The 25,202-nt window shown below is 70.7% G+C and carries 21 protein-coding genes and 1 tRNA gene; 8 read left to right on the top strand and 14 right to left on the bottom strand.

Translation table 11 applies throughout. The features are described from left to right. Positions 1-142: 142 nt before the first annotated feature. From AC1DXJ_RS16365 to AC1DXJ_RS16355, 3 genes are all read right to left on the bottom strand, one after another. The gene (locus tag AC1DXJ_RS16365) at positions 143-2,890 is read right to left on the bottom strand and encodes a helix-turn-helix transcriptional regulator (protein WP_477615905.1); all 2,748 of its coding nucleotides are present in this window, start codon (positions 2,888-2,890) and stop codon (positions 143-145) included. Between the two features lie 93 nt (positions 2,891-2,983). After that, the gene (locus AC1DXJ_RS16360; RefSeq protein ID WP_477637495.1) at positions 2,984-3,949 is read right to left on the bottom strand and encodes an NAD(P)-dependent alcohol dehydrogenase; all 966 of its coding nucleotides are present in this window, start codon (positions 3,947-3,949) and stop codon (positions 2,984-2,986) included. 44 nt (positions 3,950-3,993) lie between these two features. Further along, positions 3,994-4,758, bottom strand: a complete 765-nt coding sequence (locus AC1DXJ_RS16355; RefSeq protein ID WP_477615903.1) for an HD domain-containing protein — start codon at positions 4,756-4,758, stop codon at positions 3,994-3,996. 315 nt (positions 4,759-5,073) lie between these two features. On the opposite strand from AC1DXJ_RS16355, the gene AC1DXJ_RS16350 reads away from it, so the two are divergent. Beyond that, entirely contained in the window at positions 5,074-6,447 is a 1,374-nt protein-coding gene (locus tag AC1DXJ_RS16350) for an alpha/beta fold hydrolase (protein WP_477615902.1), read from the top strand. A gap of 220 nt (positions 6,448-6,667) precedes the next feature. Next, entirely contained in the window at positions 6,668-8,023 is a 1,356-nt protein-coding gene (locus AC1DXJ_RS16345; RefSeq protein WP_477615901.1) for a DJ-1/PfpI family protein, read from the top strand. Between the two features lie 34 nt (positions 8,024-8,057). On the opposite strand, the gene AC1DXJ_RS16340 is transcribed toward AC1DXJ_RS16345, so the two are convergent. Further along, a complete protein-coding gene (locus AC1DXJ_RS16340) occupies positions 8,058-8,279 on the bottom strand; it encodes a hypothetical protein (RefSeq protein WP_477632409.1) in 222 nt (73 codons plus the stop codon). Positions 8,280-8,859: 580 nt separating this feature from the next. Further along, on the bottom strand, positions 8,860-9,966 hold the full coding sequence (locus AC1DXJ_RS16335; protein WP_477615899.1) for a flavin-containing monooxygenase: 1,107 nt from the start codon (positions 9,964-9,966) through the stop codon (positions 8,860-8,862). Positions 9,967-10,219: 253 nt separating this feature from the next. On the opposite strand from AC1DXJ_RS16335, the gene AC1DXJ_RS16330 reads away from it, so the two are divergent. Together AC1DXJ_RS16330 and AC1DXJ_RS16325 are read left to right on the top strand one after the other, a co-directional pair. Continuing rightward, positions 10,220-10,591, top strand: coding sequence for a hypothetical protein (locus AC1DXJ_RS16330; protein WP_477615998.1), 372 nt, complete (start codon positions 10,220-10,222; stop codon positions 10,589-10,591). After that, positions 10,477-11,664, top strand: coding sequence for an MFS transporter (locus AC1DXJ_RS16325; RefSeq protein ID WP_477615992.1), 1,188 nt, complete (start codon positions 10,477-10,479; stop codon positions 11,662-11,664). The genes AC1DXJ_RS16330 and AC1DXJ_RS16325 overlap by 115 nt, the downstream gene beginning before the upstream one ends. Positions 11,665-11,794: 130 nt before the next feature. On the opposite strand, the gene AC1DXJ_RS16320 is transcribed toward AC1DXJ_RS16325, so the two are convergent. Both AC1DXJ_RS16320 and AC1DXJ_RS16315 read right to left on the bottom strand, forming a co-directional pair. Next, positions 11,795-11,871: transfer RNA gene (locus AC1DXJ_RS16320), tRNA-Met, on the bottom strand. 72 nt (positions 11,872-11,943) lie between these two features. Beyond that, positions 11,944-15,030 carry a UPF0182 family membrane protein gene (locus AC1DXJ_RS16315; RefSeq protein ID WP_477615702.1) on the bottom strand — a complete coding sequence of 1,029 codons (3,087 nt, stop codon included), beginning with the start codon at positions 15,028-15,030 and terminating at the stop codon, positions 11,944-11,946. Between the two features lie 156 nt (positions 15,031-15,186). Between AC1DXJ_RS16315 and AC1DXJ_RS16310 the strand changes: the two genes are divergently transcribed. Continuing rightward, entirely contained in the window at positions 15,187-15,741 is a 555-nt protein-coding gene (locus AC1DXJ_RS16310) for a PPA1309 family protein (protein ID WP_477615756.1), read from the top strand. A gap of 48 nt (positions 15,742-15,789) precedes the next feature. Here the strand turns inward: AC1DXJ_RS16310 and AC1DXJ_RS16305 are convergent, their stop codons facing one another. The 3 genes from AC1DXJ_RS16305 to AC1DXJ_RS16295 are packed head-to-tail and all read right to left on the bottom strand — an operon-like array spanning position 15,790 to position 18,547. Then, entirely contained in the window at positions 15,790-16,941 is a 1,152-nt protein-coding gene (locus tag AC1DXJ_RS16305; RefSeq protein ID WP_477637494.1) for a YlbL family protein, read from the bottom strand. After that, positions 16,938-17,390, bottom strand: a complete 453-nt coding sequence (locus AC1DXJ_RS16300; protein WP_477615700.1) for a molybdenum cofactor biosynthesis protein MoaE — start codon at positions 17,388-17,390, stop codon at positions 16,938-16,940. Before AC1DXJ_RS16300 ends, AC1DXJ_RS16305 begins: the two co-directional genes overlap by 4 nt. After that, positions 17,387-18,547, bottom strand: a complete 1,161-nt coding sequence (locus AC1DXJ_RS16295; protein WP_477615699.1) for an NAD-dependent epimerase/dehydratase family protein — start codon at positions 18,545-18,547, stop codon at positions 17,387-17,389. Before AC1DXJ_RS16295 ends, AC1DXJ_RS16300 begins: the two co-directional genes overlap by 4 nt. Before the next feature lie 61 nt (positions 18,548-18,608). On the opposite strand from AC1DXJ_RS16295, the gene AC1DXJ_RS16290 reads away from it, so the two are divergent. Then, complete coding sequence (locus AC1DXJ_RS16290; RefSeq protein ID WP_477615698.1) at positions 18,609-20,201, top strand: zinc-dependent metalloprotease; 1,593 nt, start codon at positions 18,609-18,611, stop codon at positions 20,199-20,201. Next, positions 20,198-20,782, top strand: a complete 585-nt coding sequence (locus AC1DXJ_RS16285; RefSeq protein ID WP_477615697.1) for an NUDIX hydrolase — start codon at positions 20,198-20,200, stop codon at positions 20,780-20,782. Before AC1DXJ_RS16290 ends, AC1DXJ_RS16285 begins: the two co-directional genes overlap by 4 nt. Before the next feature lie 80 nt (positions 20,783-20,862). On the opposite strand, the gene AC1DXJ_RS16280 is transcribed toward AC1DXJ_RS16285, so the two are convergent. From AC1DXJ_RS16280 to AC1DXJ_RS16265, 4 genes are all read right to left on the bottom strand, one after another. Beyond that, on the bottom strand, positions 20,863-21,432 hold the full coding sequence (locus AC1DXJ_RS16280) for a M48 metallopeptidase family protein (RefSeq protein ID WP_477615696.1): 570 nt from the start codon (positions 21,430-21,432) through the stop codon (positions 20,863-20,865). 187 nt (positions 21,433-21,619) lie between these two features. Then, positions 21,620-22,678 (bottom strand): phosphotransferase family protein, encoded by a 1,059-nt coding sequence (locus AC1DXJ_RS16275; RefSeq protein WP_477637493.1) that lies wholly within the window; start codon positions 22,676-22,678, stop codon positions 21,620-21,622. A 5-nt stretch (positions 22,679-22,683) separates the two neighbouring features. Beyond that, positions 22,684-23,934: an acyl-CoA dehydrogenase family protein gene (locus AC1DXJ_RS16270; protein ID WP_477615694.1), complete on the bottom strand. Its 1,251-nt coding sequence runs from the start codon at positions 23,932-23,934 to the stop codon at positions 22,684-22,686. 24 nt (positions 23,935-23,958) lie between these two features. Further along, positions 23,959-24,783, bottom strand: a complete 825-nt coding sequence (locus AC1DXJ_RS16265) for an enoyl-CoA hydratase/isomerase family protein (protein WP_477615693.1) — start codon at positions 24,781-24,783, stop codon at positions 23,959-23,961. Between the two features lie 131 nt (positions 24,784-24,914). On the opposite strand from AC1DXJ_RS16265, the gene AC1DXJ_RS16260 reads away from it, so the two are divergent. After that, complete coding sequence (locus tag AC1DXJ_RS16260; RefSeq protein ID WP_091788997.1) at positions 24,915-25,073, top strand: DUF5679 domain-containing protein; 159 nt, start codon at positions 24,915-24,917, stop codon at positions 25,071-25,073. The last annotated feature ends 129 nt before the right edge of the window (positions 25,074-25,202 follow it).

Here is a 25,202-nt window from a genome sequence, read left to right as displayed (position 1 = left end):
GCTCTGCTTCTGGTCCCACCGCCGAGGTTGCGATGGTGACACCTACCGTCGTCGGAGTGCCGAGGGTTCACGCCGGTCAAATGGCCGGGATGTGCAGGGACAAGCCGGGGTGCGGCTCCCCCGAGCCGGACCGCGTCGAGCGTCAGCTGAAGTCGAGCTGGGCGAGCTCAGTGCGCGAGCTGACGCCGACCTTGGTGAACACGTTGCGCAAGTGGAAGGCGACGGTGCGGGGTGACACCCAGCACTGGGCGGCGACGTCCTTGTTCGACAGCCCGGTGCTGACCAGCTGGGCGACCTTGAGCTCCATCGGCGTCAGGTCCAGCAGGGTGGACGGGTCGCGCTTGCGGGCGGTTTCGCCGGAGGCGCGGAGCTCTTGGGTGGCGCGCTCGACCAGCGGGACGGCGCCCAGGTCGGTGAAGGTCTCCAGCGCTGCCCGCAGGTGGGTGCGGGCGTCCACGCGGCGGTTGGTGCGGCGCAGGAACTCTCCGTAGGCGAGCTGGGCCCGCGCGAGGTCATATGGCCGTGCGGCGCGTCGGTAGTGGCCGACTGCCCGCTCGAACGCCGCGGTCGCGTCGGCAGGGTCGGTGGAGGTCAGGGCACGCCCCAGCTCGACTGCACCCAGAGCCCAAGGGTGCCCGGTCCCGGTGGCGAACGGGGCGAGCTCGTCCACCCACGCGAGAGCCTGGGCGGTGTCGCCGGCGCGGACAGCTGCTTCGAGTCGGTCGACGGCGGCGAGGCGGTGCAGGGCTGGGACTCGCATTCCGGACAGGTGGTGCAGCGCTGCTGCCGCATCGCCTTGGGCGGCGGCGCGGGCGCCCTTGGCCCATCGGGTGACGTCGTGCGTGGGGCCGGTCATGATGCCCAACGGGTGTGCGGCTGCGACATCCTCGAGGGCAGCAAGGTGTTGGTCGAAGTCGTCGCTGCCGGTCAGGGCAGCCAGCAGGGTCAGGCAGGCCAGGGGTGCGGCGGTCAGGGTGGGCTGGCCGACGCTGCGCGCGAGTGTCAGGGCTTCGTCGACCGAGCTCCGCATGAGGGTCCACGGGCCGGTCGGGAACTGGCCGAACATGAGCCGTTCCAAGGCGTAGAGCACGACCATGCCGGCACCGGCCTCCCGCGCGGTGGCCACCATGGCGGAGTAGTAGAAGCGAGCTCCTTCGTCGTGGCCGAGGTGCAGTGCGGTGTTGCCGAGGTTGCCCATCACGTCCAGGTCCTCGACCTCTCGTCCAGCCTCCAGTGCCCGCTCGAGCGCGGGGGCGGCGCGGGCCCAGTCCTGGTCGCCGGACGCGGTCAGGGTGGCGAGCAGGAGTCGCAGGCAGGTGGTGCGCGGGGTGTCCTGTTCGGTCGGGGTCAACAGTCGGGTCAGGACGTCCGTGCCAAGGGTGGCTCCGCTGTCGGCGCCGTAGGTGCGGTTGAGGGCGGCGGCGCATGCCATCTCCAGGGCGCGTCCGGTGTCGTGGTCGGCGACGGTTCGGGCCGCGACGGTGAAGATGCGATGCGCGTCGACGGCGGATCCGACGTTGACCTCGATGCGGGCCCGGAGCCGGTCGATGTCTGCGCGCTGTAACGGGTCAGAGGCGAGGTCACGAGCTGAGGAGGCGAGGGTGCGCGCGCGGACCGCTTGCCCGGCCGCCCACGCGGTGCGCGCGGCTCCGAACAGACGGGTGGCGCGGTCCGGCTCGCTGACGGTGAGTGCGGCTGAGCGTTCGAATGCGTCGGCGGCAGCGAGGTGACCGCCGCGTTGCTCGGCCCGCACTGCGACGTCGTGGAGGGCGTCGGCGACGTCGACGTCGGGTCCGTCGGCGGCCGCGGCGCGGTGCCAGGTGGCGCGGTCCGCGTCGTCGGCGCCTACTGCCTCCGCCAGAGCGCGGTGCACCTGTCGCTGTTCGTAGCTGGTGGCTGCCTGGTACACGGCCGATCGGACCAACGGGTGCCGCACCGACACGGTGTCGCCGGTGATGGTCACCAGGTTTGACCTCTCGGCGTCCGTCCACGCGGTCGCGTCGACGCCGAGGGTGGCTGCTGCTTGGCGGACGGTGGCGACTCTGCCCGTGGCATCGGCGGCGGCGACCAGCAGCAGCGTCTGGACCTGTTCGGGCAGTCGACGGCACCGGTCGAGGAACGCGCGCTCGACACCGGCGGTTAACGTGAGCTGTTGCGGCAGCGGCTCCTCTCCGTGCAGCTGGGCGGAGGTGAGCCCGGTGGGCAGCTCCAGCAGGGCGAGCGGGTTTCCTCCGGTGTCGCGGACGAGGCGTTCGGCGACGCCACCGGGCAGTGGGTCGCCGCCGCGTTCGTCGAGGAGCTGGCGGGCCGCCGTGTCGTCGAGACCTCGGACCTCGAGGACGGGCAGCCCCGGAGCGGCGAACGCTCGTCCGGCGGTGTCACCGGTCCGGGCGGCGAAGACCATGGCGACGGGGTCGGCGGCCAGCTGACGGGCGGCGAACAGCAGCGCGTCCGCAGACGCCGAGTCGAGCCAGTGCGCGTCATCGACCACGCACAGCAGCGGCTGGTCTGGTTCGGCTGCATCCGTCAGCACGGACAGGGTCGCAACACCGACCAGGAACGGCTCCACGGTGGGTCCGTCCTCGAGGCCGAACGCGACCCGCAACGCTCTCGCCTGCGGAGCCGGGAGCCGGTCGAAGTCCGTGACGGGACGCAGCAGGCGGAACAGCGCGGCATACGGCAAGGGGGACTCGGACTCCACCCCGGCGGTGCGCAGCACCCGCGTTGTCCCACCCTGAGCGGGCTCGCCCACAGCGGTCAGATCGCGCAGGAGGGCGGTCTTGCCAACGCCGGGCTCTCCCAGCACCACCAGAACGGCACCGGTTCCCGCGCGCGCTTGGTCCACCAGGGCGGCAAGGTGCGCGCGTTCGGACTCACGGCCGTGTAGCACGAGCCGACCGTACCGCTGGCCCGCGTCAACGTTTGGCGCATCCGGTTGTTGTTGAGGCCCGGCTGTGGGCCTCGCCAGTCGTCCACCGCACGCTCAGATGGTGAGCACGAGCCGTCCCGGTGTTCCTGACTCTTCCAGGGCGGCAACTGCGTTGGCTGCGTCTACCAGCTGGTGGGTCTGGATCTGCGGGGGCTGGACCTTGCCCGCAGCGAGGAGGTCGTTCATGCGCTCGAGGGTGTCGGTGTTCTCCTTGGCGACGAACATTCGCAGCGTTTGGCTGATGAACGGGGTGAGGAGCACGGCGCCGGCCTGGCGTTGGATGCCGCCGACCCATCGGTCGCCTTCGCCGCCGACGATCACGAGCCGGCCACCGGGGGTGAGGGCGCGGCGTAGTCGGCTGGTGGCAGTGCGCCCGAACACGTCGATGATGACGTCGTACGTGCGGGCGCCGTCGGTGAAGTCGGCCTGGGTGTAGTCGATGGCGTGGTCGGCGCCGAGAGTGGTGGCAGTCTGCTGGTTGCGGGGTCCGGTGACTGCGGTGACTTCGGCGCCGGCTGCCTTGGCGGCTTGGACGACGATGGAGCCGACGGCTCCGGTGCCGCCGACGACCAGGACGCGTTCGCCCGGCTGCACCTTGGCGTGGTCCTGGACTGCATGGAGTGCGGCGAACGTGGCGTAGGGCAGCACGGCGGCTTGCTCGAACGTGAGCTCGGCGGGCTTGTGCGCCATCTTGGTTGGTGACGCGACCACATACTCGGCGTACGTGCCGCGGGCGGCCCCGTAGACCTCGTCGCCGACGGCGAACCCGGTCACGTTCGACCCGATGGCTTCGATGCGCCCGGCGTAGCTGACGCCGGGGACGCGCACTCGCGGGGTTCGCAGCCCGGTTCCGAGCCGCATGAGGTACGGCTGGCCGGTCATGAAGTGCAGGGCGCCGCGGTCGACGCCGGCGGCGACGACCTGGACGAGCACTTTGTCGTCGCCCACTTCGGGGCGGGCGATGTCGTCGAACCGGAGCGAGGAGGCGTTTCCGTAGTGGTCTTGCACGATGGCTTTCATGTCACTGGGTCCTTACTTGCGGGGTGGGTGGTGGGGTGAGGGGTTCATTCGTCGAACGGGGCGAGTGACAGGGCGGCGGTGAACGCGCCGTAGCGGCGTAGGAGGCGAGCGCGGCCCTGTGGGACGCGAGCTGCTTCGTCCGCCCATGCCTGGGTGAAGTACTTCTTGAACCCGTCGCGGGGGTGGTCGCGAACGGTGGCGGTGAGGGTGGCCGCCGGCAGCTGCCAGGTGCGGACGCCCACGACGTCGACACCGGCGCCGGCGGAGAGCAGGTAGGCGACGGGGCCGGCGTCGCGGGTGACGCGGGGGCTGTGGTGCATGGTGATGGCGGTCAGCAGGGTTTCGGTGGCGGCGGTGGACAGGCCGACGTGTTCGGCGACATCTCTGGCGATGCGAGCTGAGGTGAGGGTGAAGTCGTCGCCTCCGTCGGCGAGGACGAGGCCGGTGTCGTGGAGCAGGGCTGCGGCGTACAGCAGCTCGGCGTCGACATCGACTCCTTCGAGCTCGCCGATGGCGCGGCCGAACTGGTAGGTGCGCTGGCTGTGGTTGAGCAGCGGTGTGGGCAGGACCTTGGTGGCGGCGTCGGTGGCTGCCCGCGTCAAGGCCGAGCTCGGGGGAACGAGGCGGGCGGGCGATACGTACGCGTTCCGGCCAGGGTTCAGGTGCGTCAGCAGGGCAAGGCGACCCACGGCGTTGGTGGCGTGGGCGCGGGCGAGGTCGACGAGCAGTCGGCGGGTGTCCGCGGGTTGCAGGTGGCCGCCGGTGCGCATCGTCCACGCGTGCGTTCCCACTCGGGTGTCGGCGTTCATGGTGGCGCTCCTTCTTCACAGCGTTGGTCTGCTTCGAGGTTGACGCAGGAGACGGTTGGTTCGCCCCGGTCAAGTGACCGGGTTCTGCCCCGAGACGTATGCCGCCTGCAACCGGTGCGGCCGCGGCCCGGGCATCAGGGCGTGGAGGCGACAGTCGCAGGACAGAGGCCGGGAACCCGCCGTCCATGGCGTCGATGACGCACCAAGCAAGGAGCGGCAATCCCGGCCATGTGACCGGGGCGAGCACATCCGTTCACCGCGACCGTGGTGCCTGTGGCCGACCACTCCCGGACGGCCAGGAAAGGGGAAACCGCCATGACCACCACCGCCCGCACCACCCCGACCGACGTCGCGACCAGCTCGTCGGCCACCCGGGTCGGCCCGATGGGCCGCATCACTTTCGTCTCCATGGCCACCGGCGTGGTCGGCGCCGCCGCACTCGTCTTCGGTGTCGTACCGGACGCGTCCGAGGCCCGCGTCATCGGCGCCGCCCTGGTCGCGTTCGCCACCGGGTGGGCCATCCTCGCCTTTCTCACGACGCGCCAGACGACCCGCCCGCAGCGGTGGGCGTACGTGCCCGCCACCGTCATGGCGACCGCCGGCGTCGTGTTGGCAGCAGTCAACCCGGGAGAGCCGACCATGTCCTTCCTCGCGTGGGTGTGGGCGCCTGCCCTGGTGACTGGGGCTGTGTGGATCGAGCGCCGCACCCGCCACGACATCCCTGGCCGCGCCCGCCTGTGGGTCTACCCGGTCACCCTCGCGATGCTCCTGTCCGGTCTCGGCGGCCTGTACCAGGCCACGACCAAGGCACCCACCACCGAAGCTGGCCTGATGCCGGGCAAGCTCGTCGACGTGGGCGGGTACCGCCTCCACCTGAACTGCACCGGCACCGGTTCCCCGACCGTTGTCCTGCTGAACGGTCTCGGTGAGACGTCCCCGCTGTGGGCACGCGTCCAGCCGACCGTTGCGGCAACCAGCCGCGTCTGTGCGTACGACCGGGCCGGACAGGGTTGGAGCGACGACTCCTCGAACCCGGCCGACGCCACCACCGCGGCAACCGACCTGCACAAGCTCCTGGCCGCCGCCGGCGAGAGCGGCCCGTTCGTCCTCGCTGGGCACTCCAGCGGTGGCGTCCACGCCCTCACCTACACCCACCTGTACCCGAACGACGTCGCCGGTGTCGTCCTGCTCGACAGCGCCAGCCCGCGCCAGGTCGAGCTCGTGAAGACGTTCAACGGTGAGTACCAGGTCATGCGACGCGCCCTTGCGGTTGCACCGACCCTGTTCCGGCTCGGGGTCGGACACGTCCTCACCGCGATGGGTGGCCCGTCGCTTCCCGGCGATGCTGGTGCGCAGGTGTCCGCGTTCACGAACAGCCCGCGAGGGTGGGCGAACACGCGCGCCGACCAGGCCGCGCTCCCGGTCGCGTTTCGTCAGGCGCAGGCACTGACCACCGTCGGGGACACCCCGCTGGTCGTGCTGACCGCGAAGGACAACGTCGACTCCAAGCCCGGCTGGGGAACCGCGCAGGACCAGATGGCGGCCCTGTCGACCAACCCCCGGCACTCCGTGGAGAACCTGTCACACGTCGGGCTCCTGACCGACCCGACCGGTGCAGCCCAGACGGTCACCGCCATCACCGACGTCGTGACCGCTACCCGCACCCACGGCCCGCTGCCCACCCGCTGACCCCACAGCGTCCACGAAGCAACCCGAGCTCCCGGTCACCTCAACCCCCTTCCCGGGTGACCGCCGAGGCCCCGCCGCCAACCCCCCTGCACGGTGGCGACGGCCCGGGGAGCGGCCCGCCCCCACCGGGCGGGCCGCTCCGGACCCCAAACCTCGACCGCGCACCACCCAGCGCCAAGCCACGGCGGTACCACCGCCCGACCCGAACGGACGAACCCTCATGCGCACACCCGGTCGCCGCGCCCGCCACATCGCCTCCTCGAGCGCCCTCGCCATCCTCACCCTGGCCGGCCTGGCCGCCGCCGGAGCTCGGGTCACCACGAGTCAGGCCACCACCCCAGCAGCCACCCGCCCGGTCGGAGCTCTTCCGGTCAGCCAGCCATCATCGAACGGCCCCATCAAGGTCGCCGTCGTCCTCGGGGCGTCCGGCACCGTCGGCAGCGACGCCCTCGCCCCGTACGAGGTGTTCGCCAGCTCCCCGCAGTTCTCCGTCTACACGGTCGCCGCCAGCTCCAGCGCGCAGCCTACGCAGGGCGGCCCGGCCATCGTGCCCACGTTCACGTTCGCCGACACCACGTCGGGTCGGGCTCCCCGCCCGGATGTGGTCGTCGTACCCGCCGTCGCAGATGCCGACGGACCCACCGAGGCGCCCATGCGGGCATGGCTCGCCGAGCGAGCCACGGAGGGAGTGCCCGTCCTCAGCGTGTGCAACGGGGCAGAAGTCCTGGCTGCAGCCGGCCTCCTTGATGGACGCACCGCCACTGCGCACTGGTCTCGGCTCGGCGCCTACGCCAAGCGGTACCCGGGCGTGGACTGGGTTGCCGGGAACCGGTTCGTCCAGGACGGGTCCATCACGAGCACTGCCGGCGTCACGTCCGGCATACCCGGAGCGATACGCGTCATGGCCGACCTCGCCGGAGGTGACGAAGCCACCAGGGTCGGCCGCCTGGTCGGGTATCCGAACTGGTCGCTGACGCAGTCGCCCGACATCCCCACGCAGTCCTTCGCCAGCGCTGACCTGCCCGTCGGACTGAATGCCGTCATCCCGTGGGGACGCCCGACCTTGGGCATCGTGCTCGCTGACGGCATCGGCGAAATCGACGTCGCCAGCAGCTTCGAGGTGTACGAGGTGTCCTACGCCGCCCGACCCATCCCGCTCAGCGCCACCGGCCCCGTCACCACCAAGCACGGCCTCGTGCTGCACACGAACACTGTCGCTGACGGGCCCACCCCAACCACGTTGGTCGTCCCCGGACCGGCCGGCACCGCCACCCTTGACCCCACACTGAAGGCATGGGCGGACCGGCACGACGTACCGGTCGATGCCGTTCACGGACGTGATGCGTCTCAAGGTTTCGACGGCGCCCTGGAGTACCTCGCCGCCCACGCCGGACGGCAGACCGCGGTCTCGGCGGCGAAGATGATCGACTACCCGACCGCGCATCTGCGCCTGGAAGGCGAGGCTGGCAGCCGCATCCCGATGCTCGTGGGGCTCGGTCTGTCGCTGATTGTCGCTGCCGCAGGCTTGCCGACGATGCTCCGCAGGGCACGCAGGCGCTCGGTCTCCAGCGCCTGAAGGCGCACCGCAGGCGCGTAGCGCACCTTGCGAGTCAATCCTGAAGGGCGACAACCACGGTGAGCGCGCACAGCAACGCTGCGGCCGGGGACATGACGAAGCGCTCTGGGCGGCTCCGTGATGCCAGGTTGCCCGCGGTACCGAGGAGGAACAAGCCCGCGATGACCCACGTCGCGACGCCCAAGATGCCGTGGCTTCCGCTGCCCTGACCGGCCCTGGCGAGAAGCACCCAACCGATGACGATGTAGATGACCAAGGAAACGAGACTGCCTAACCGCAGCCGCGTCGGGAGCACCTCGTGCTGACCACCCCACGCGAACCGGCCCAGAGGCAGTCCGCAGACCAACAGGGCCTGAAACACCGCCAGAGCCCCCAGAAGAACGCAGGCGGCAACGGCAGCAGAAGAGGTCACATCGGGTGAGCGTACGGTGCCCGGCGTGGTGTAGCTCTACACGTCAGAGTTCGGGGCTTGGCACCGTCTCGCGTCGCAACCACCCCACGACCCAGCCGCCGGCTATCAGCACTCGATCGCCTGTCACGGGGGTCAGCCCTGGTGGGCGGGTCTGGGCAGTACCCGTGGCCGAGGAGACAGTAGGTGCGCCAGCACGTCCGGACGCGCGACCAGAACACTGATCTGCTCACACGATGTGTTCGACGAGGTGGCGAGTGGCACCGAGTGAAGTAGCCAGCCGGCCGTGGGTCGCCGACCCCTTCTGCCGTGGCAGCGAACGACCGCCGCAGCAGCCGGGCGCACCTCCCGGGGAGTTGGCAGACCCTGACCAACGCCACCGCGGACGCCACATCAGGGCGCCTCAGACCCTCCGACACAGTCCAGGTCAGGACGCTGTGGGCACGACCGCCGTTCCCGGCGCCGCGCCGACACCCCCGACGATGCGCGCAGACAGGACGGCCGCGTCAGCACCGACAAACCCGAGCAACGCCGAACCCCGGCTCGTCTGCCACGGCAACCCCAAGAAAAACAGCCCCGGAACCGGCGTCACACCTTCGTGCTGGCGGACCTGCCCGTCAACGACGACGCCGGGCACCTCCAGCCACGAATAGTCCGACGCGAACCCGGTAGCCCACACGACCGCATCCACGTCCATCGTGCTGCCGTCCGCGAAGTGCGCGACCTGCCCGGTGAAACCGGTCAGCCGCGGCCGGAAACCAACACCTGCCCTTCGCAGGTCGGCGCTGCGGGTGCCGATGACCAGGTCGCCCCGAGCGCGCAGCCGACGAGCCAGACGACTGGTCGCCGGCACCGTGAAGAAGCCAACCTTCGTCAGCCAGAAGAACAAGTCCCTGCCCGCGACGCGCTGCGGCAGCGCCATCGGCTTCGACCCGACCGCCACGCTCACCGCGCATGTCGGTGCCAGCTCCTCCGCAATCTGCAGCCCGGAGTTCGCGGCACCGACCACCAGCACCCGGCCCCCGGACAGCTGGCCAGGGTTGCGGTAGTCGGCACTGTGCAGCTGCTGCACGTGCGGGTCCAGCTGGCTTGCGGCTGCGGGCACCCGGGGGCTCTGGAACGGCCCTGTGGCCACCACCACCTGCCGGGCACGCAACTCACCGGCGGGCGTCGTCACGACGAACGTTCCGTCCTGCTCGCGGCGCGTTCGCAGCACCGGCGAGTTCAACCGCACCGGCAGGTCGAAGCGTTCCGCATAGGAGGCCAAGTAGTCGGCCACGTCGTCCTTGGACGGGTGACTGTCCACCGGGGCCGGGAACGCCATCCCCGGCAGTGAGTCGAACTGAGCCGGGCTGAACAGCCGCAGTGAATCCCACCGGTTCCGCCACGACTGACCAACCTCCGCACCCGCCTCCAGCAGAACGAAGCTCAGACCGCTCCGCGCCAGGTAGTGCCCGATAGCAAGCCCCGCCTGACCGGCGCCGACCACAACCACGTCCAACGGTCCGTTCGCACTGCTGGCGATGTCGTTCATGGTCGTCTCCTCCGAAGTGAGCTGTTGCCCTCAGACGGTAGGCAACGGCGGCAACCATCACCCCGGCGCAATAGCCGGGATTGACCAGGCGAATCCCGCCACCGACCCCACGACGAGCCGAACAGACCCCGCCACCGACCCGCAGCACCCTCATGACCTGGCCAGAACCCGGCCATTTCACCGGCGCGAACACCAGGGCCCAGCGGCACCTTGGACGTGCACGACAACCCGTGCCGCACCCAAGGAGCCCACCGTGTCCGCCGCCCTCCAAACCAACACCCGCCCGGCAGACCCCACCAACGCAACTGCCGCAGCCGTCGCGGACCGCCGCGCCCGTCAACGCCGCTGGGTCGCCCTCGGCCTGTTGGTGTCCGCCCAGTTCGTCGTCATGCTGGACACCTCCATCGTCAACGTGGCCCTGCCCTCCGTCCAGAGCGCCCTGGGGCTCAGCCCCACCGCGATCACCTGGGTCGTCAACGCGTACGTGCTCGCTTCGGCGGCCTGCTGCTCCTGTCCGGGCGTGCCGCTGACCTGTTCGGACGGCGCCGCCTGTTCGTCGTCGGCTCTGGGCTCTTCACCCTTGGCACCCTGCTGGCCGGGTTCGCTACCAACCAAGGACTCCTGATGGGCGGTCGCGTCGTTCAAGGCGCAGGCGCCGCAGCACTCAGCCCGGCCGCCATGTCGCTGCTCCTGCTGACGTTCCCCGGAGAGCAAAGAGCCCGCGCCATGAGCATCTGGGGCGCCGCCTCAGCGCTGGGCGGAGCCACCGGCGTCATGGCCGGCGGCCTCCTCGTCGGCACCTTCGGCTGGTCCTCGGTGTTCTTCGTGACGGTGCCTGTCTCCGTCGCCGCCGTCATCCTCCCCCGGTACGTCCTCCCCGAAGGCGCACACGGCGCCCGCCGCGGCTTCGACTGGTACGGCGCCGCCGCCATCACCGGCGCAGTCATCGCCGTGGTGCACGGGGCGCTGGGCATCGCCGAACGCGGCCTCACCTCCCCGTCCGTCCTGGCAAGCCTCGGCGCGTCCGCTGCCTTGCTCGCCGCCTTCATCGCCGTGGAAAGCCGCACCCGCGACCCCCTCGTGCCTCTCGAGCTCTTCCAGTCCCGAAGCCTGAGCACCGGCGTCGCCCTCGCCGTCCTCGGTGGCGCCGCGCGAGCCTCCACCTTCGTCCTCCTCGCCCTCTACCTCCAGCAGGCCCTCGGCATGGCCCCACGGCAGGCCGGCATCGCCATGGTCCCCACCTCCCTGACCGGCTTCGCCTTCTCACTCACCCTGCTGCCGCGCATCCTCCGCACCCTCGGCCCACAGCGCACCCTCGTCGCCGGCCTGCTGGTCCTCGCCGTCGGCCACCTGTGGCTCGCGAACGCACCACTGGGTGACGGATACGCGGCAGCAGTCCTGCCAGGGCTCCTGCTCGTCGCCATCGGCGTGGCCATGAGCTTCACACCCACCACCATGGTCATCGCCACGGCCGCGCCGGCATCGCACACCGGGCTGGCATCCGGCCTCGCAGGCTCAGCCACCCAGATAGGGTCCGCGCTCGGAACGGCCACCTTCGTCGCCATTGGCCTCTCCGTCGGAAGCCCCGGTGCCGGGATGCTCGGCGCGAACGGGTTCTCGGCGGCGTTCGCCGCCGCCGCGGTCGTGGCACTCGCCACCGCGACGCTCGGGGCCACCATCCACCGGACGCAGCCGTGATCAGGCAAAGGGAGTACGGGACGGCGTCAGCTCCGCGCCGCGCAGCTGAGCCGCGCGGCATACCGGAAAACGTCCCAGGGCACAGCAGAAGGCCCGGACCAGTGGTCCGGGCCTTCTGTCGCTGACGCGTTGGTAGCGGGGGCAGGATTTGAACCTGCGACCTCCGGGTTATGAGCCCGGCGAGCTACCGAGCTGCTCCACCCCGCGTCGGTAGACACCACCTTACGGGAGCTCCTGCGCCGGAACCAAATCGGGCGGCGCAGGGTCCGGACAAGGCCCCTAGGGAGTCGAGGTCGCGGTGGGCGCCGGGGTGGTGGTGCTCGATGACGGTGTGGGCGTGACCGTCACCGACCCGCCCTTCGGGGCGGCGGCCACAGCGCGCCCGATGGCGTCGGCGAGCTGCTTCTGGGCCGTTCCGTATGCCGCGAAGTCACCTGCCTTGAGCGCCTTCTGACCCGCGTCGTAGGCCGCCTGGATGTCGGCCAGCGCCTTGGCCAGCGCGGCTGCGTCGGCCGGCGGGGGCGTGGTCGGTGTCGTCGGCGTGCCGCCTCCTGTGGTGGGGGGCGTGGTCGGCGTGGAGCCGGAGTCGCCGGCGCTGGCGCCAGAGTTGCCGCCGAACAGGCCGTCCAGCGCGCCGTCCAGGGTGTAGGCCCAGGCGAGCTTGTCGCCGAAGGCCGCGACCGTGGCCCGTTGGAGTGGGAACGCCGACGTGCCCTGGGCCCGCACGTAGATCGGCTGCACGTACAACAGCCCACCGCCGACAGGGAGGGTGAGCAGGTTGCCCAGGGTGACCTGGGACCCGGTCTGCCGCGCGTTGTTGAGGAACTGGCTGAGGTTGAGGGTCGAGTCGGGCGAGGTGACGTTCGACGAGTTGATGTCGTTCTGCACCTGGCCCGGCCCTCGCACCTGGCTGTCCTTGGGCAGCGTGAGCAGTCGCAGCGTGCCGTAGTCGTCGCTGCGCTTGCCGTCGGTGGACCCGGCATCCGCGTCGACCGCCAGGAAGCCGGACAGCACCTGCCGGTCGCCGATGGGCTTGAAGGTCGTCGTCAGGGAGAAGCGTGCGCCGGTCTGGTCGGGCATCTTGAGCGTGAGGTAGTAGGGCGGCTGGTCGACGTTGCCCTCCTGGGCGGGGTCCTCCGGCACCTCCCAGAAGTCACCGGCGCCGTAGAACGAGTCGGCATCGGTCACGTGGTAGCGGTTGAGCATCGTGCGCTGCACCTTGAAGAGGTCCTCGGGGTAGCGCAGGTGCGACATCAGGTCGCCGCTGATCTCGCTCATCGGCAGCACGGTGTTCTTGAACGCGTTGGACCACGCCTTGAGCAGCGGGTCCTTGTCGTCCCACGAGTACAGCTTCACCGAGCCGTCGTACGCGTCCACGGTGGCCTTCACCGAGTTGCGGATGTAGTTGACCTGACCGGTGCCGATGGGGCGCACCGACTGCGAGTTCGCGGTGGTCGAGTCCGACGTCGCGCTGTCGATCTCGGTGAGCCGTGAGTAGGGGTAGTCGGCCGTGGTGGTGTAGCCGTCGACGATCCACTGGACGCGCCCGTCGACCACGGCGGGATAGGGGTTGCCGTCGAGGGTCAGCCAGGGGGCGACCCGCTGGACGCGCTCGATCGGCTCGCGGTGGTCGAGCAGCCGGCTCCTGTCGTTGACGGCGTCGGAGAGCATGAAGTTGAGCTCGCGGTACTTCAGCGCATAGGCGGCCTTGCGCAGGAAGGACGTGAGGGGCACCCCGCCCTTGCCGGTGTAGGTGTTGTTCTTCTGTCCGGCTGCACTGCCGTCGGGGTAGTCGAACTCACGCGCCCGCGATCCCGTCGCACCTCCGACGATGGAGTACGTGGGCGACTGCTCGCCGAAGTAGACCCGGGGTTCGAACTGTCCCAGCGGACCCATCTGGGGGATGTTCTGCTCGTAGAAGACCGGCTGACCGTCGGCGCCACGCTGGTTGCCGTAGGCCGCGACCACACCGAACCCGTGCGTGTAGACCGTGTGGTCGTTGAGCCAGTTGCGCTGGTTCTGCGGCAGGCCGTCGAGGTCCAGCTCACGGACCGCCACGACGGTGTCGTTGATCTTGCCGTTGATGTTGTAGCGGTCGACGTCGAGGGCGTCGGGGAAGGCGTAGTAGGACTTGACCGACTGGAGCTGCTTGAACGTCGGGGAGACCACGATGGGGTCGACCAGACGGATGCCCGGGATCGTCTCCGCGTCGTCACGCAGCTGACCCGGGCTCGCCTCGGTCGTCGCGGTGTAGCCCTTGGTGTCGACGTTCGCGATGCCGTAGGCAGCACGCGTCGCCTTGATGTTGCGGTCGATGTAGACCTGTTCGAGGGATTTCTCCGACGGGCGGACCTTGAACCGCTGGTAGAGCGCCGGGTAGATGCTGCCGACGACGATCGAGGTGATCAGCAGCAGGGCGACGCCGACCACGGGGAGCCGCCAGGAGCGGGTCCAGATGGAGGCGATGAACAGACCGACGGTCATCAGCGCGGCCACCGCGAGGATCGCCTTGGTCGGCAACACCGCGTGGGCATCGGTGTAGCGGATGCCCGTCAGCAGGGGTGAGTCCTTGGTCGCGAGCGCATAGCGGTCGAACCAGTAGGTCGCCGCCCGGACCAGGACCAGGGCCGCGACGAGGATTGCGAGATGGGTCCTGGCAGCCCGCGACGTGCGCTCCGCTCGGGCCTGGATCTGGAGCCCGCCGTAGACGTAGTGCGTGAAGGCCGCGGCGAGGGTGGCCATCACCAGCACCATCGTGAGGAAACCGAGCAGGAACTGCACCCACGGCAGGGTGAAGACGAAGAACGACAGGTCGAGGTGGAACTGTGCGTCGCTGCTGCCGAACGAGACGCCGTTGCGCCACAACAGGAACGTCTTCCACTGCCCCGCCGCACCGGTCCCCGCCAGCAGGCCCAGGATGCCGGGAATGGCGAACATGGCGATTCGCCGCAACGGCTCGATGGCCTCGCGGTACTGGTCGAGGCTCTGCTGCTGCGGCGTCACCGGCGCATAGATCGGTCGGGTGCGGTAGCCGACGAGCAGGCTCGACGCCACCACTCCCGCCGTGAGCACGAACCCCACGACGAACAGCAGGATCTTGGTCGTGAGCTGCGTGACGAAGACACCCTCGTAGCCCACCGAGTGGAACCACAGGACCTCGGTCCACACGGACGCCATGATCGACACCAGGAAGCCGAGGACGACGAGGATCACGACCGTCGGGACCAACGGCCCACGGCGCCGGTTGAAGGACAGCGACGGAGGACGGCGGCCACCTGCTCCCGACCCTGACCCGCGCGGAGTGCCCTCGGGACGGGCGCCCTCGGCGCCCGAATCGCCCTGGCCGAACCACTCAGATGAACTCACGCCACGCCCGATCTGCCGTGCGACCGCCCAGCGAGGCCGCCTGCTGTAGTGGTCCAACTTACCGACCGCCCAGGTGGTTCCCACGCGCACGTCGGACACGTGTCGGCACCAGCTGTGCAAGCCCTGGGTATGCCGCGTGGCCGGCGACCACTCGCCATGGGGCACCATGGGCGCGTGACCCAGAACTCCCAACCCGTCGCCGACCCGTTGTCCATCGCCGCACTGGACACCGAACGCCACGTCGCAGCCTCCGGGTGGGACCAGAACCCGCGGCTGTTCGCGCTCGTCCCCACGGCTGAGCTCCTCGAGCGCGAGCCGCACCTGCGCGCCCAGATGCGGGGCTCCGACCTGGCCGAGGGCGCCCTGAGCGCGATCGAGCAGGAGGACCTGCCGCCGACCTCCAACCTCGAGAGCCTGCTCGGGGGGATCGCGTGGCCGGACAGCGTCGTGGGCGCCGCCCTGGCCGTCGAGCGCATCGTCGTCCCGCCGGAGGCCGAGCGCGACCTGCCCGCGCACACCGAGTCGGCCGTCGACGCGCTGGCGTCCCACCCGGACCGCCAGGACGTCCGGCTGCTCGTGGCCGTCACCCGTGACGGCCAGAGCCGCTGCCTGCTTCGCCAGCGCGCCAACGACCGCGACGACAAGGTCGCCCTCGGGGACGAGATCGCACCGGGCCTCGTCCACGCGCTGAAGGCGACCCTGCAGGGCTGAACCACTCCTCGGTGTCGCCTCCGTGCACGGTGGTGCCGCGTTCAGGGGCTACTTCGTGCAGGTGGGCAACGAGCCGGCGCGCTTGTCGGCGATCGCCTCGACGGCCTTCCTGGCCTCGTCGAAGGTCGCGATCCTGACCACGCGCAGTCCGTCGGGGACGTGGCCCACGACCTCGTCGCAGTTGTCCGCGGGAGCGAGGAACCACGTGGCACCGCCGTCGTGGGCGCCGACCAGCTTCTGCTGGATGCCGCCGATCGGTCCCACCCGGCCGGCCGCGTTGATCGTGCCGGTGCCGGCGATCTTCTGCCCACCGGTGAGCGGGCCGGGTGTGAGCGTGTCGTAGACGGCCAGGGAGAACATCGTCCCGGCCGACGGGCCTCCGACGTTGCCGGCGTTGATCTTGACGTCGATCGGGAACTCGAACCGGATGCCGAGGAAGACGCCCACCGTGGCGCGACCATCGGCCTCGCGTGTCTGGGCCGTGACCGTGAGTGGCTTGCCGCCCCGGACCAGCCCGAGGGCCACCCGCTCCCCCGGCTTGTGGGCGCCGACGCCGGCACGCACCGCGTTGGAGTCGGCCACCGGCTTGCCGTCGATGGTGACGATCTCGTCGCCCGCCTTCAGCAGCGCCGCCGACGGTGCGTCCTTGGCGACCTGTCCGATGACGACGTGCTCGACGACCTTCTTGCCGAGGGCCTTCAACGCCACAGCCACGGCCTCCTGCTGGGAGTCGATCATCTCGGCGGTGCTCTCCTCCTCGACCTGCTTGTCCGTCACGCCCTTGGGGAAGTACAGCTCCTCGTCGACGACGTCCTCGCTGGGGTCGATCGCGGCCGCGAGCAGGCTCCACATGGTCACGCGGTAGCCGGGGCCATCGGCGATGCGGACGGTGGTGAAGTCGAGCGCTCCCTCGGTCGGGAAGGTCTGGGCGCCCGAGACGGTGATCAGCTGCTTGCCGTCGAGGGTGCCCAGGGTGTTGGTGATCGGTCCGGGCTTCATCACGACATACGGCAGTCCGACCATGGTCGACAGGGCCCCGAGGGCGATCAGCAGGAAGAAGCCGACCAGGGCCACGGTGGACCGCCGGCTGAGCCGGTAGGGGTCCTCCGCGAGCGCACCCTGGTCCGGCGTGTGCGGGGCCCGGCCGGTGTCATCCGTGAGGTGCTGGTCCGAGGCGTGCTTCTGGAACGGCCCGCTCACGGCAGCCCCACCCACTCATCGCTGCCGTCGGTGAACAGCTGGTGCTTCCAGATCGGCACCGTCCCCTTCAGCGTGTCGATGAGGTCACGGCAGGCCTCGAACGCCTCGCCACGGTGCGGAGCCGAGACTGCCGCCACCACCGCGCGGTCACCGATCTCGAGGTGACCCACGCGGTGCACCGCTGCGAGGCGGGCGACGTGGTGGCGCGCGGCGACCTCGCGGCATACCCGCTCCAGGGTCTCGACCACGCTGGGGTGGGCGGAGTAGTCGAGCGCCGACACCGGCGCTCCGTGGTCGTGGTCGCGCACGACGCCCACGAACAGGGCGATGCCCCCACACCGGGGGTGCTGCACCAGGGCGAGCACCTCGTCGACGCTCAGTGGTTCGTCGCGGACGTCGCAGAGCACCACGGTGGGCTCGCTGTCGAGCTCGGTGACCGGATCGCTCATGCCGTCGAACCTTTCCTGCGGCGTCGCCGCATGATTGCTGCCGTGCCCACCAGGGCCACCGCGGCGCTGGCCGCCCCCAGAGCCGCATCCTTGCGGTCCACCCTGCGGGCCGCCACCGCGTGTGAACCCCGGATCGTGTCCAGCAGCACGCCGAGGCAGGTCTCGTTGTCGTGGACCGGCACCCAGCCGCGACCCAGCAGTGTGCGAGCAGAGACTGCCCAGGGAAAGGCCACGAAGGCCAGGTCGCTGGCGGGTGCCGGCAACACCCCAACGCGGTGGAGGCGGTCCGCAGTTCCCATCGCCGCCACCATGCCGAGCTCGACCCTGCGCATGCCGGTGAGCCGTTCGAGGTCGGACTGGGTGAGGTGGCCGGGCGCGCCGACCGAGACCTCTCCGGCGACTCCCTGCGCCATCACCAGGGCGACGGCCGAGCCCAGGTCGTCGACGTGGCAGAACTGCCACGCGGGTTCGGCGCCTCGCAGCATGAGCAGCCGGGGCGCCTCGAAGTGGCGGGTGACGACGGTGTCCACGCCCTCTCCCACGAGGGCCGCGGGCCGCACCGCCGTGATGACCAGTCCCGGGTGCACGTCGCGGGCCACCCGAATGAGCTGCTCGACGTCCATCAGGTCACCGACGTGCCCGCCGTCCGCGGGCGCGCGCAGGGGTGCGTCGTCCTCGAGGGGCACGGGGTTGTCGGCGAGCGCCCCGAAGGTCTGCGCCGACGTCACGACCACCAGGTGGCGGACGCCCGCAGCCGCCGCGGCGGTGATGACGGTCTGGGCGATGCGGAGGCTGCGTTCGCGACGCGCCCGCGTGCCCATCGCCAGGTCCCGAGCGAGGTTGGTGCTCGCCGCCACGTATGCCGCGGCGTGGACCCCCGCGAGCGCCTTCACCAGGCTCGGGTCACCGGGGTCGGCGTAGCGGAACTGCACCCCACCCACCGGAGTCGGCTCGGTGTCGATCGCCACGACGGCACCGATGCGCGCCTCGTCGACGGCACCGCCGGGTCGTGCCGTGGTGGACCCTCGGGCAGCGGCCGAGACCAGCGCGCGCAACAACGCTCGACCGGCGGGACCGGCCGTGCCGATCACCGCGACGTCGATGACGCTACGCCGCGAGCGAACGGCGTCCCGTCCAGCCCGCCCGGGGGAACTCACTGTGGCCTCCGCGTGGTTGTCTAGTGAGAGTCCATCCTCTCAGGACCGCTGAGGAGCAGTTGTGCCCGACCTACCCCGTGACCCCCACGACCCGCGTGACCCCAGTGACCCGAGTGACCCCTACGACCCTCGCGACGACCCGGGCGAGTCCCTCGACGACTCCTCCGACGACTCCTCCGGGGGTTCCGGGCTCTCGCCGGAGATCGAGGCGGTCCTCGCCCGGCTCACCGGCGGTGAGGTCGACCCTGACATGGCCAAGGCCCTCAAGGACATGGGCATCGACCAGGTCGACCCCGCCATGCTCCAGATGATGGTCGGCCAGATGCAGTCCATGTTCGCGAGCACCGACACCGACGCCTTCAACCTCACCCTCGCGACCGACACGGCCCGCAAGACGGTGTCAGAGGCGGGCGACGCGGTGGTCGGCGACGCCGCCCGTCGCCAGCTCGACCAGGCGGTCCAGGTCGCCGAGCTCTGGCTCGACGAGGTGACCGCCTTCGAGGCACCCGGCATCACGACCCACGCGTGGAGCCGCGCCGAATGGGTCGAGGCGACCATGCCGACCTGGCGCACGCTGGTCGAGCCGGTCGCCGAAGGCGTGGGACGAGCCGTCGGGGACGCCATGCGCACCCAGCTCCAGCAGCTCGGTGAGGGCGGCCTGCCCGAGGGGATCCTGCCCGCAGGGATCGACCCCGCCGCGATGCTCGGCCAGATGGAGCCGATGCTGGCCAAGATGAGCGGGGCGATGTTCGGGCTGCAGGTCGGCCAGGCCGTCGGCACCCTCGCGACCGAGACCGTCAGCGGCACCGAAGTCGGTCTGCCGCTCGTGCCGGACCGGTCTGTGGCCCTGCTCCCCGTCAACGTCGAGGCCTTCGCCGACGGACTCGGCGTGGACCTCGACCAGGTCCGCATCTACCTCGCCGTCCGTGAGGCAGCGCGGGTCCGGTTGTTCTCCGAGGTGCCGTGGATCGGGCCACAGCTGGTGGCGGCGGTGCGCGACTACGCCCGCGACATCAGCATCGACACCGACCGGATCGAGACGGCGTTGGAGTCGGTCGACGCCAGCGACGCGAACGCGCTGCAGGCGGCGCTGCAGGACCAGCTCTTCCGCCCGGACCCCAGTCCCGCGCAACGCGCGGCGCTGGCCCGGCTCGAGACCTACCTCGCGCTCGTCGAGGGCTGGGTCGACGTCGTCGCCGACCGCACGACCCGCGATCACCTGCCGCAGGCGGCCGCCCTGGGCGAAGCCGTGCGACGCCGACGGGCCACCGGGGGTCCGGCGGAGAAGGCCTTCGCGGGCCTGGTCGGACTGGAGCTGCGACCACGGCGGCTGCGCGACGCCGCCAACCTGTGGGCCGCCCTCGAGGCCAGGCACGGGGCCGCCGGTCGTGACGGAGCCTGGGGACACCCCGATGTCGCACCCACCGGCGCCGACCTCGACGACCCCCTCGGCTACGTCGAGCGCTACGGCACGTCCGACAGCGCCGACCTCGACGCAGCCCTCGACGAGCTCCTCAGCGAGGGTGGGGCCAGCGGCGTCTCGCAGCCGACCGACGGCGCGCCGACGAACGACGAACCCCACGCTGGTCCGGACTCCCACGCTGGTCCGGACTCCCACGCTGGTCCGGACTCCCCCGACGAGGACGGACGGTGACGGCGCCGCCGACGGACGTGCCCACGGCATACCTCGCGCTCCGGGCTGACGCCCAGAGCGTGCTGGAGGAGTGGAAGGCGCCGGACGCCCAGCAGGAGCGGCTGCGGGTGGAGCTGCTGGGCCACTGCGAGGCGCACCCGGACGCCTTGTGGAAGCAGGGACCGCCGGCGCACCTCACCGCGAGTGCGCTGGTGCTCAACGCTTCTCTCGACAAGGTGCTGCTCACCCTGCACGCCAAGGCCGGTCTCTGGCTGCAGTTCGGTGGTCACTTCGAGCCCGGCGACACCACCATGCTCGCCGCCGCGACCCGGGAGGCGCAGGAGGAGTCGGGCATCGCCGACCTCGCGCTGCATCCGCAGCTGGTCCACCTCGACCGTCACGCGCTGCTGGCCACGGGTTTCGGGCGGTGCAGCGAGCACCTCGACCTGAGGTACGCCGGCGTCGCCCGCGACGAGGACGCGTATGCCGTGAGCGAGGAATCCCTCGACGTGGCCTGGTGGCCGGTGGACGGGCTCCCTGCAGCCAGCGCTGGAGAGATCAGGCCGCTGGTCGAGGCAGCCAGACGGGTGCTGGACGCCTAGGCGGTGCTCCTGGGCTGAGCCGGTGGGTCAGTCGCGGTCGGGTCAGTCGCTGTGGGATCAGTCCCTGTGGGGTCGTGGGGTCAGTCGCTGGGACCGAAGTCCAGGGCGGCCTGGCCCAGCTCGTCGCTGTCGGTCTCGCCGTCGGACAGGTCGAGCCCGGCTGTCGCCGCCACGCCCTCGAGGTAGCCCCGCGCGCGCTCCAGCCGCGGGTAGCCCTCGAGCAGCGCCCAGAAGTCCGGGCCGTGGCCGGGTGAGAGCAGGTGGGCCAGCTCGTGGAGGATCACGTAGTCGAGGACGAAGCCCGGCATGCCCTTGACGCGGGTGGAGATCCGGATGGTGCCGTCGGACGGGGTGCAGGAACCCCAGCGGGAGTTCTGGTTGGTGACCCAGCGGATGCTGCTCGGTCGCGCCTGGCCGCCCAGATAGCGCTGGGAGAGCTCGACCGAGCGGGTGCGCAGCTGGGCGTCACTCGGGCGTCGGCGCTTGTCGCCTTTGGCCAGCTTGTCGAGCATGGTGGCGACCCACTGCTGCTCTTCGGCCTTGGTGAACCGGGCGGGGATCAGCACGATGGTGCGCCCGTCCTCGCGGTAGGCACTCACGGTGCGACGGCGCTTGCGGCTGCGACGGACCTCGATGTCGGTGCTCCCCATGCCCACCACGATAGGCGAGCCCGCCGACAACACCCGTGATCTGCAACGTCGCACGGTGCGCCGCGGTCTTCGGCGGGCACCCGACTTGTTGCCCGCAGATCGTCACCGACAGGCGTTCTAGGCGCCCGGTGACCACCAGGACGCAACACCTCCGTGGGATCTGATCGCGCCCTCCGGATGGTGCCCCTCAGGCGAGGAGCTTGCGAAGCCGTCGATCGAGGATCTGGACGGCCGGACCGAACACGGCGTAGGCCTCGTTGGTGGTCTGGCCGTTCGCGTAGCGGTAGTAGATCTGCTGGGCGATGACGGCGAGGCGGAAGACGCCGTAGGCCTGGTAGAACAGTGCCTGCCGCGCGCTGACCTCGACCCCGATCCGCTCGCAGTAGCCGGCGATCATCTGCTCGCGCGTCAGCATGCCGGGCAGGTGGGTCGGCACCCGACGGAAGGCCTGGTGGTCCTCGTCGTCGTCGGCCTGCACCCAGTACGCAAGGGCCGCGCCGAGGTCCATGAGGGGATCGCCGACCGTGGCCATCTCCCAGTCGAAGATGCCCACGATCCGGGTCGGGTCGTCGGGGGCGAGCACGAGGTTGTCGAGCTTGTAGTCGTTGTGGATCACGCCGCTGCGCACGTCTGCGGGCTGGTGCTCGTCGAGCCAGGCCATGGCGTGCTCGAGGTCGGGCTGACCGGTGGTGCGCGCCCTGCGGTAGCGGGCCGACCAGCCCTCGACCTGGCGACGGACGTAGCCCTCGCCCTTGCCGAGGGTGTCCAGTCCGCACGCCGCGGCATCGACGGAGTGCAGCTCCACGAGGACGTCGAGCATGGACTCGCACAGCCGACCGGCCTGGTCGGGCGACAGCTCCACCGGCATCTCGCGTCGCGGCACCGTGCCGACGAGTCGCTCCATCACGTAGAAGTCGGCCCCCATGACCTCGGGCGAGTCACAGAACGCGACCATCGTTGCCACATAAGGAAATACGGGACGGAGCGCCGACTGGATGTGGTGCTCGCGACCCATGTCGTGGGCGCCCCTGGCCTTGGTGCCGCTCGGGCCTCGACGGAGCACGAGGTCGAGGTCGGCGAACCGCAGCAGGTACGTCAGGTTGGACGCACCCCCGGAGAACTGGAGAACCTCCGGCCGGCCGGCCAGCCCCGCGGCATACCGGGGGTCTGTGTGGGTGCGCAGCCACGCGGCCGCCGCGTCGACGTCGAAGGCGTCCTCGGAGCGCACCGGCCTTGCGCCGGCCACGGCACTCACCGGTGCTTGCCCAGCTCGATCCGACCGACGACGCTGCGGTGCACCTCGTCGGGGCCGTCGGCGAGGCGCAGCGAGCGCGCCCCCACCCAGGCCGCGGCCAGCGGGAAGTCCGTGGTCATGCCCCCGCCGCCGTGCAGCTGGACGGCGAGGTCGATCACGTCGAGCGCCATGGCGGGCACCTCGACCTTGATCTCGCTGACGGCCGACAACGCCTCGGTCGACAGGCCCTGGTCGAGCAGCCAGGCGGCGTGCATGACCAGCAGCCGCGAGCGGTTGATGGCGATGCGGGCGTCCGCGATGCGTTCGAGGTTGCCGCCGAGCCTGGCGATCGGCTTGCCGAACGCGGTGCGCGACAGGGCTCGCTGACAGGCCAGCTCGAGGGATCGCTCTGCCAGGCCGATGGTCCGCATGCAGTGGTGAACGCGGCCCGGTCCGAGGCGTCCCTGGGCGATCTCGTAGGCACGGCCAGGCCCGAGCAGGATGTTGCCCGCCGGGACGCGGACGTCGGTGAAGGACACCTCGCCGTGACCCAGCGGCTCGTCGTAGTAGCCCATCGTCGAGAGCATCCGCTCGACCCTGACGCCGGGGGCGTCGCGCGGCACGAGGACCATGGTGTGGCGCGAGTGGCGGTCGGCGTCCGGGTCGGACAGCCCCATGAAGACGAGGATCTTGCACTCGGGGTTGCCCACCCCCGTGGAGAACCACTTGCGCCCGTTGACGACGACCTCATCACCGTCGATCACCGCGGTGGCGGCCATGTTGGTCGCGTCGGAGGAGGCGACATCCGGCTCGGTCATGCAGAACGCGCTGCGGATCCGCGCGTCGAGCAACGGCTCCAGCCATTCGCGCTGCTGGTCGGGCGAGCCGTACCGCAGCAGCACCTCCATGTTGCCGGTGTCGGGGGCGTTGCTGTTGAAGACGAGTGGCGCCAGGGCCGAGCGGCCCATCACCTCGGCCACGGGGGCGTAGTCGACGTTGGACAGTCCTTCGCCGCCGTCGGTGCCGAAGTCGGCGGCATACCGTCCCGCATGCTCCTTGGGCAGGAACAGGTTCCACAGTCCCTGGGCCCGTGCCTTGGCCTGGAGCTCCTTGACCACTGGCAGGGGCGTCCACGGGTCGCCGCCGCTCTCACGGCGGCGCTGGATCTCGGCGTGCACGTCGGCCTCGACGGGCTCGACCTCCGTGTCGACGAACGCCCGGACGCGGTCGCGCAGGTCGGTGGCACGCGGTGACAGGGAGAAGTCCATGCGCTCGACCCTAGCCTCGGGTGCTCAGCGACCGTGGAAGGTCGGTCGCCGCTTGGCCGCAGCCGCTGCGATCCCCTCGTGCAGGTCCTCGGTGGCGAGCGTGACCGCCTGGGCCAGCGCTTCCCACTGGAGCGCGTCGTCGAAGCTCGCGTGCCCGCCGTCGCGCAGGGCCTGCAACGTCAGCCGCGTGGCAACCGGTGCAGCGCCGGCGACCCGCTCGGCTGCCGCGATCGCTGCCGGCAGCACCTCGTCGGTCGGCAGTGCCTGCGACACCAGGCCCAGCCCGACGGCTTCGGTGCCCTTGACCAGGCGACCGGTGAGCAGCAGGTCGCGGGCCACCGCATGCCCGGCGATGTTGGGCAGCGACCACGTCGTCGCCATGCCCGGGTGCAGCCCCAGGGAGGTGAACGGCACGCCCAGGCTGGCGTCCGCGGCGGCATACCGGATGTCGCAGGCGAGCGCGACGGCGCAACCCGCACCGATCGCGGCGCCGTTCACGGCCGCGATCGTGGGCACCTCAAGGTCGCGGATCGAGAGCCACGAGCGGTAGAAGGTGAGCATCCGGTCGCGAAGCTCGCTCACCGACGCGTCAGGGTCCTTGACGATCCACGACAGGTCACCACCGCCGCTGAAGGCCGGGGCCGCGCCGGTCACCACCACCGCCGCGAGCGCCTCATCAGTGCGCAGCAGCCCCATCAGCCTCACCCATGACGCCGTCATGGCGGTGCTCATCGAGTTCCGACGTTCCGGCAGGTTCAACGTCACCACCGCGATCCGACGGCCCGAGGCCTCTCGCAGCTCGGCCCGCAGGTCCTCGAGCTCGGTCTCCCACCACGGCTGTGCGCTCATGGGGCGAAGACTAGGGGTGGGCCCTGAGCACGACGCACAGGCCCCCCTTGCGCCATTTTGTGCTCAGCATGGTCTAAGTTGGCCGAAGTCCGACGGCGCACCGTGTGCCGTGAACAAGAGGAGACATGGCGATGGCTGAAGAGACCTACAAGGGCGAGTTCTACTGCGTGAAGTGCAAGGAGAAGCGCGAGGCCGAGGGCCGTGTCGTGGAGACGAACGGCCGTCGCATGGCCAAGGGCGTCTGCCCCGTGTGCGGCACCAACCTGAACCGCATTCTCGGCAAGGCCTGACACCAGCACCACCCAGGCTTTCCATCGCGAGGGGCGGGCCCGACTTCGGTCGGGTCCGCCCCTCGCGGCGTGCCCGGCTGAGACGTCCAGCCCTGCTCCGCACGTCGGGCAGCCCTGTGGATGACCGGC

Source organism: Pedococcus sp. P2_D9 (assembly GCF_056404275.1).
This window is presented reverse-complemented; position numbering and strand designations above follow the sequence as displayed.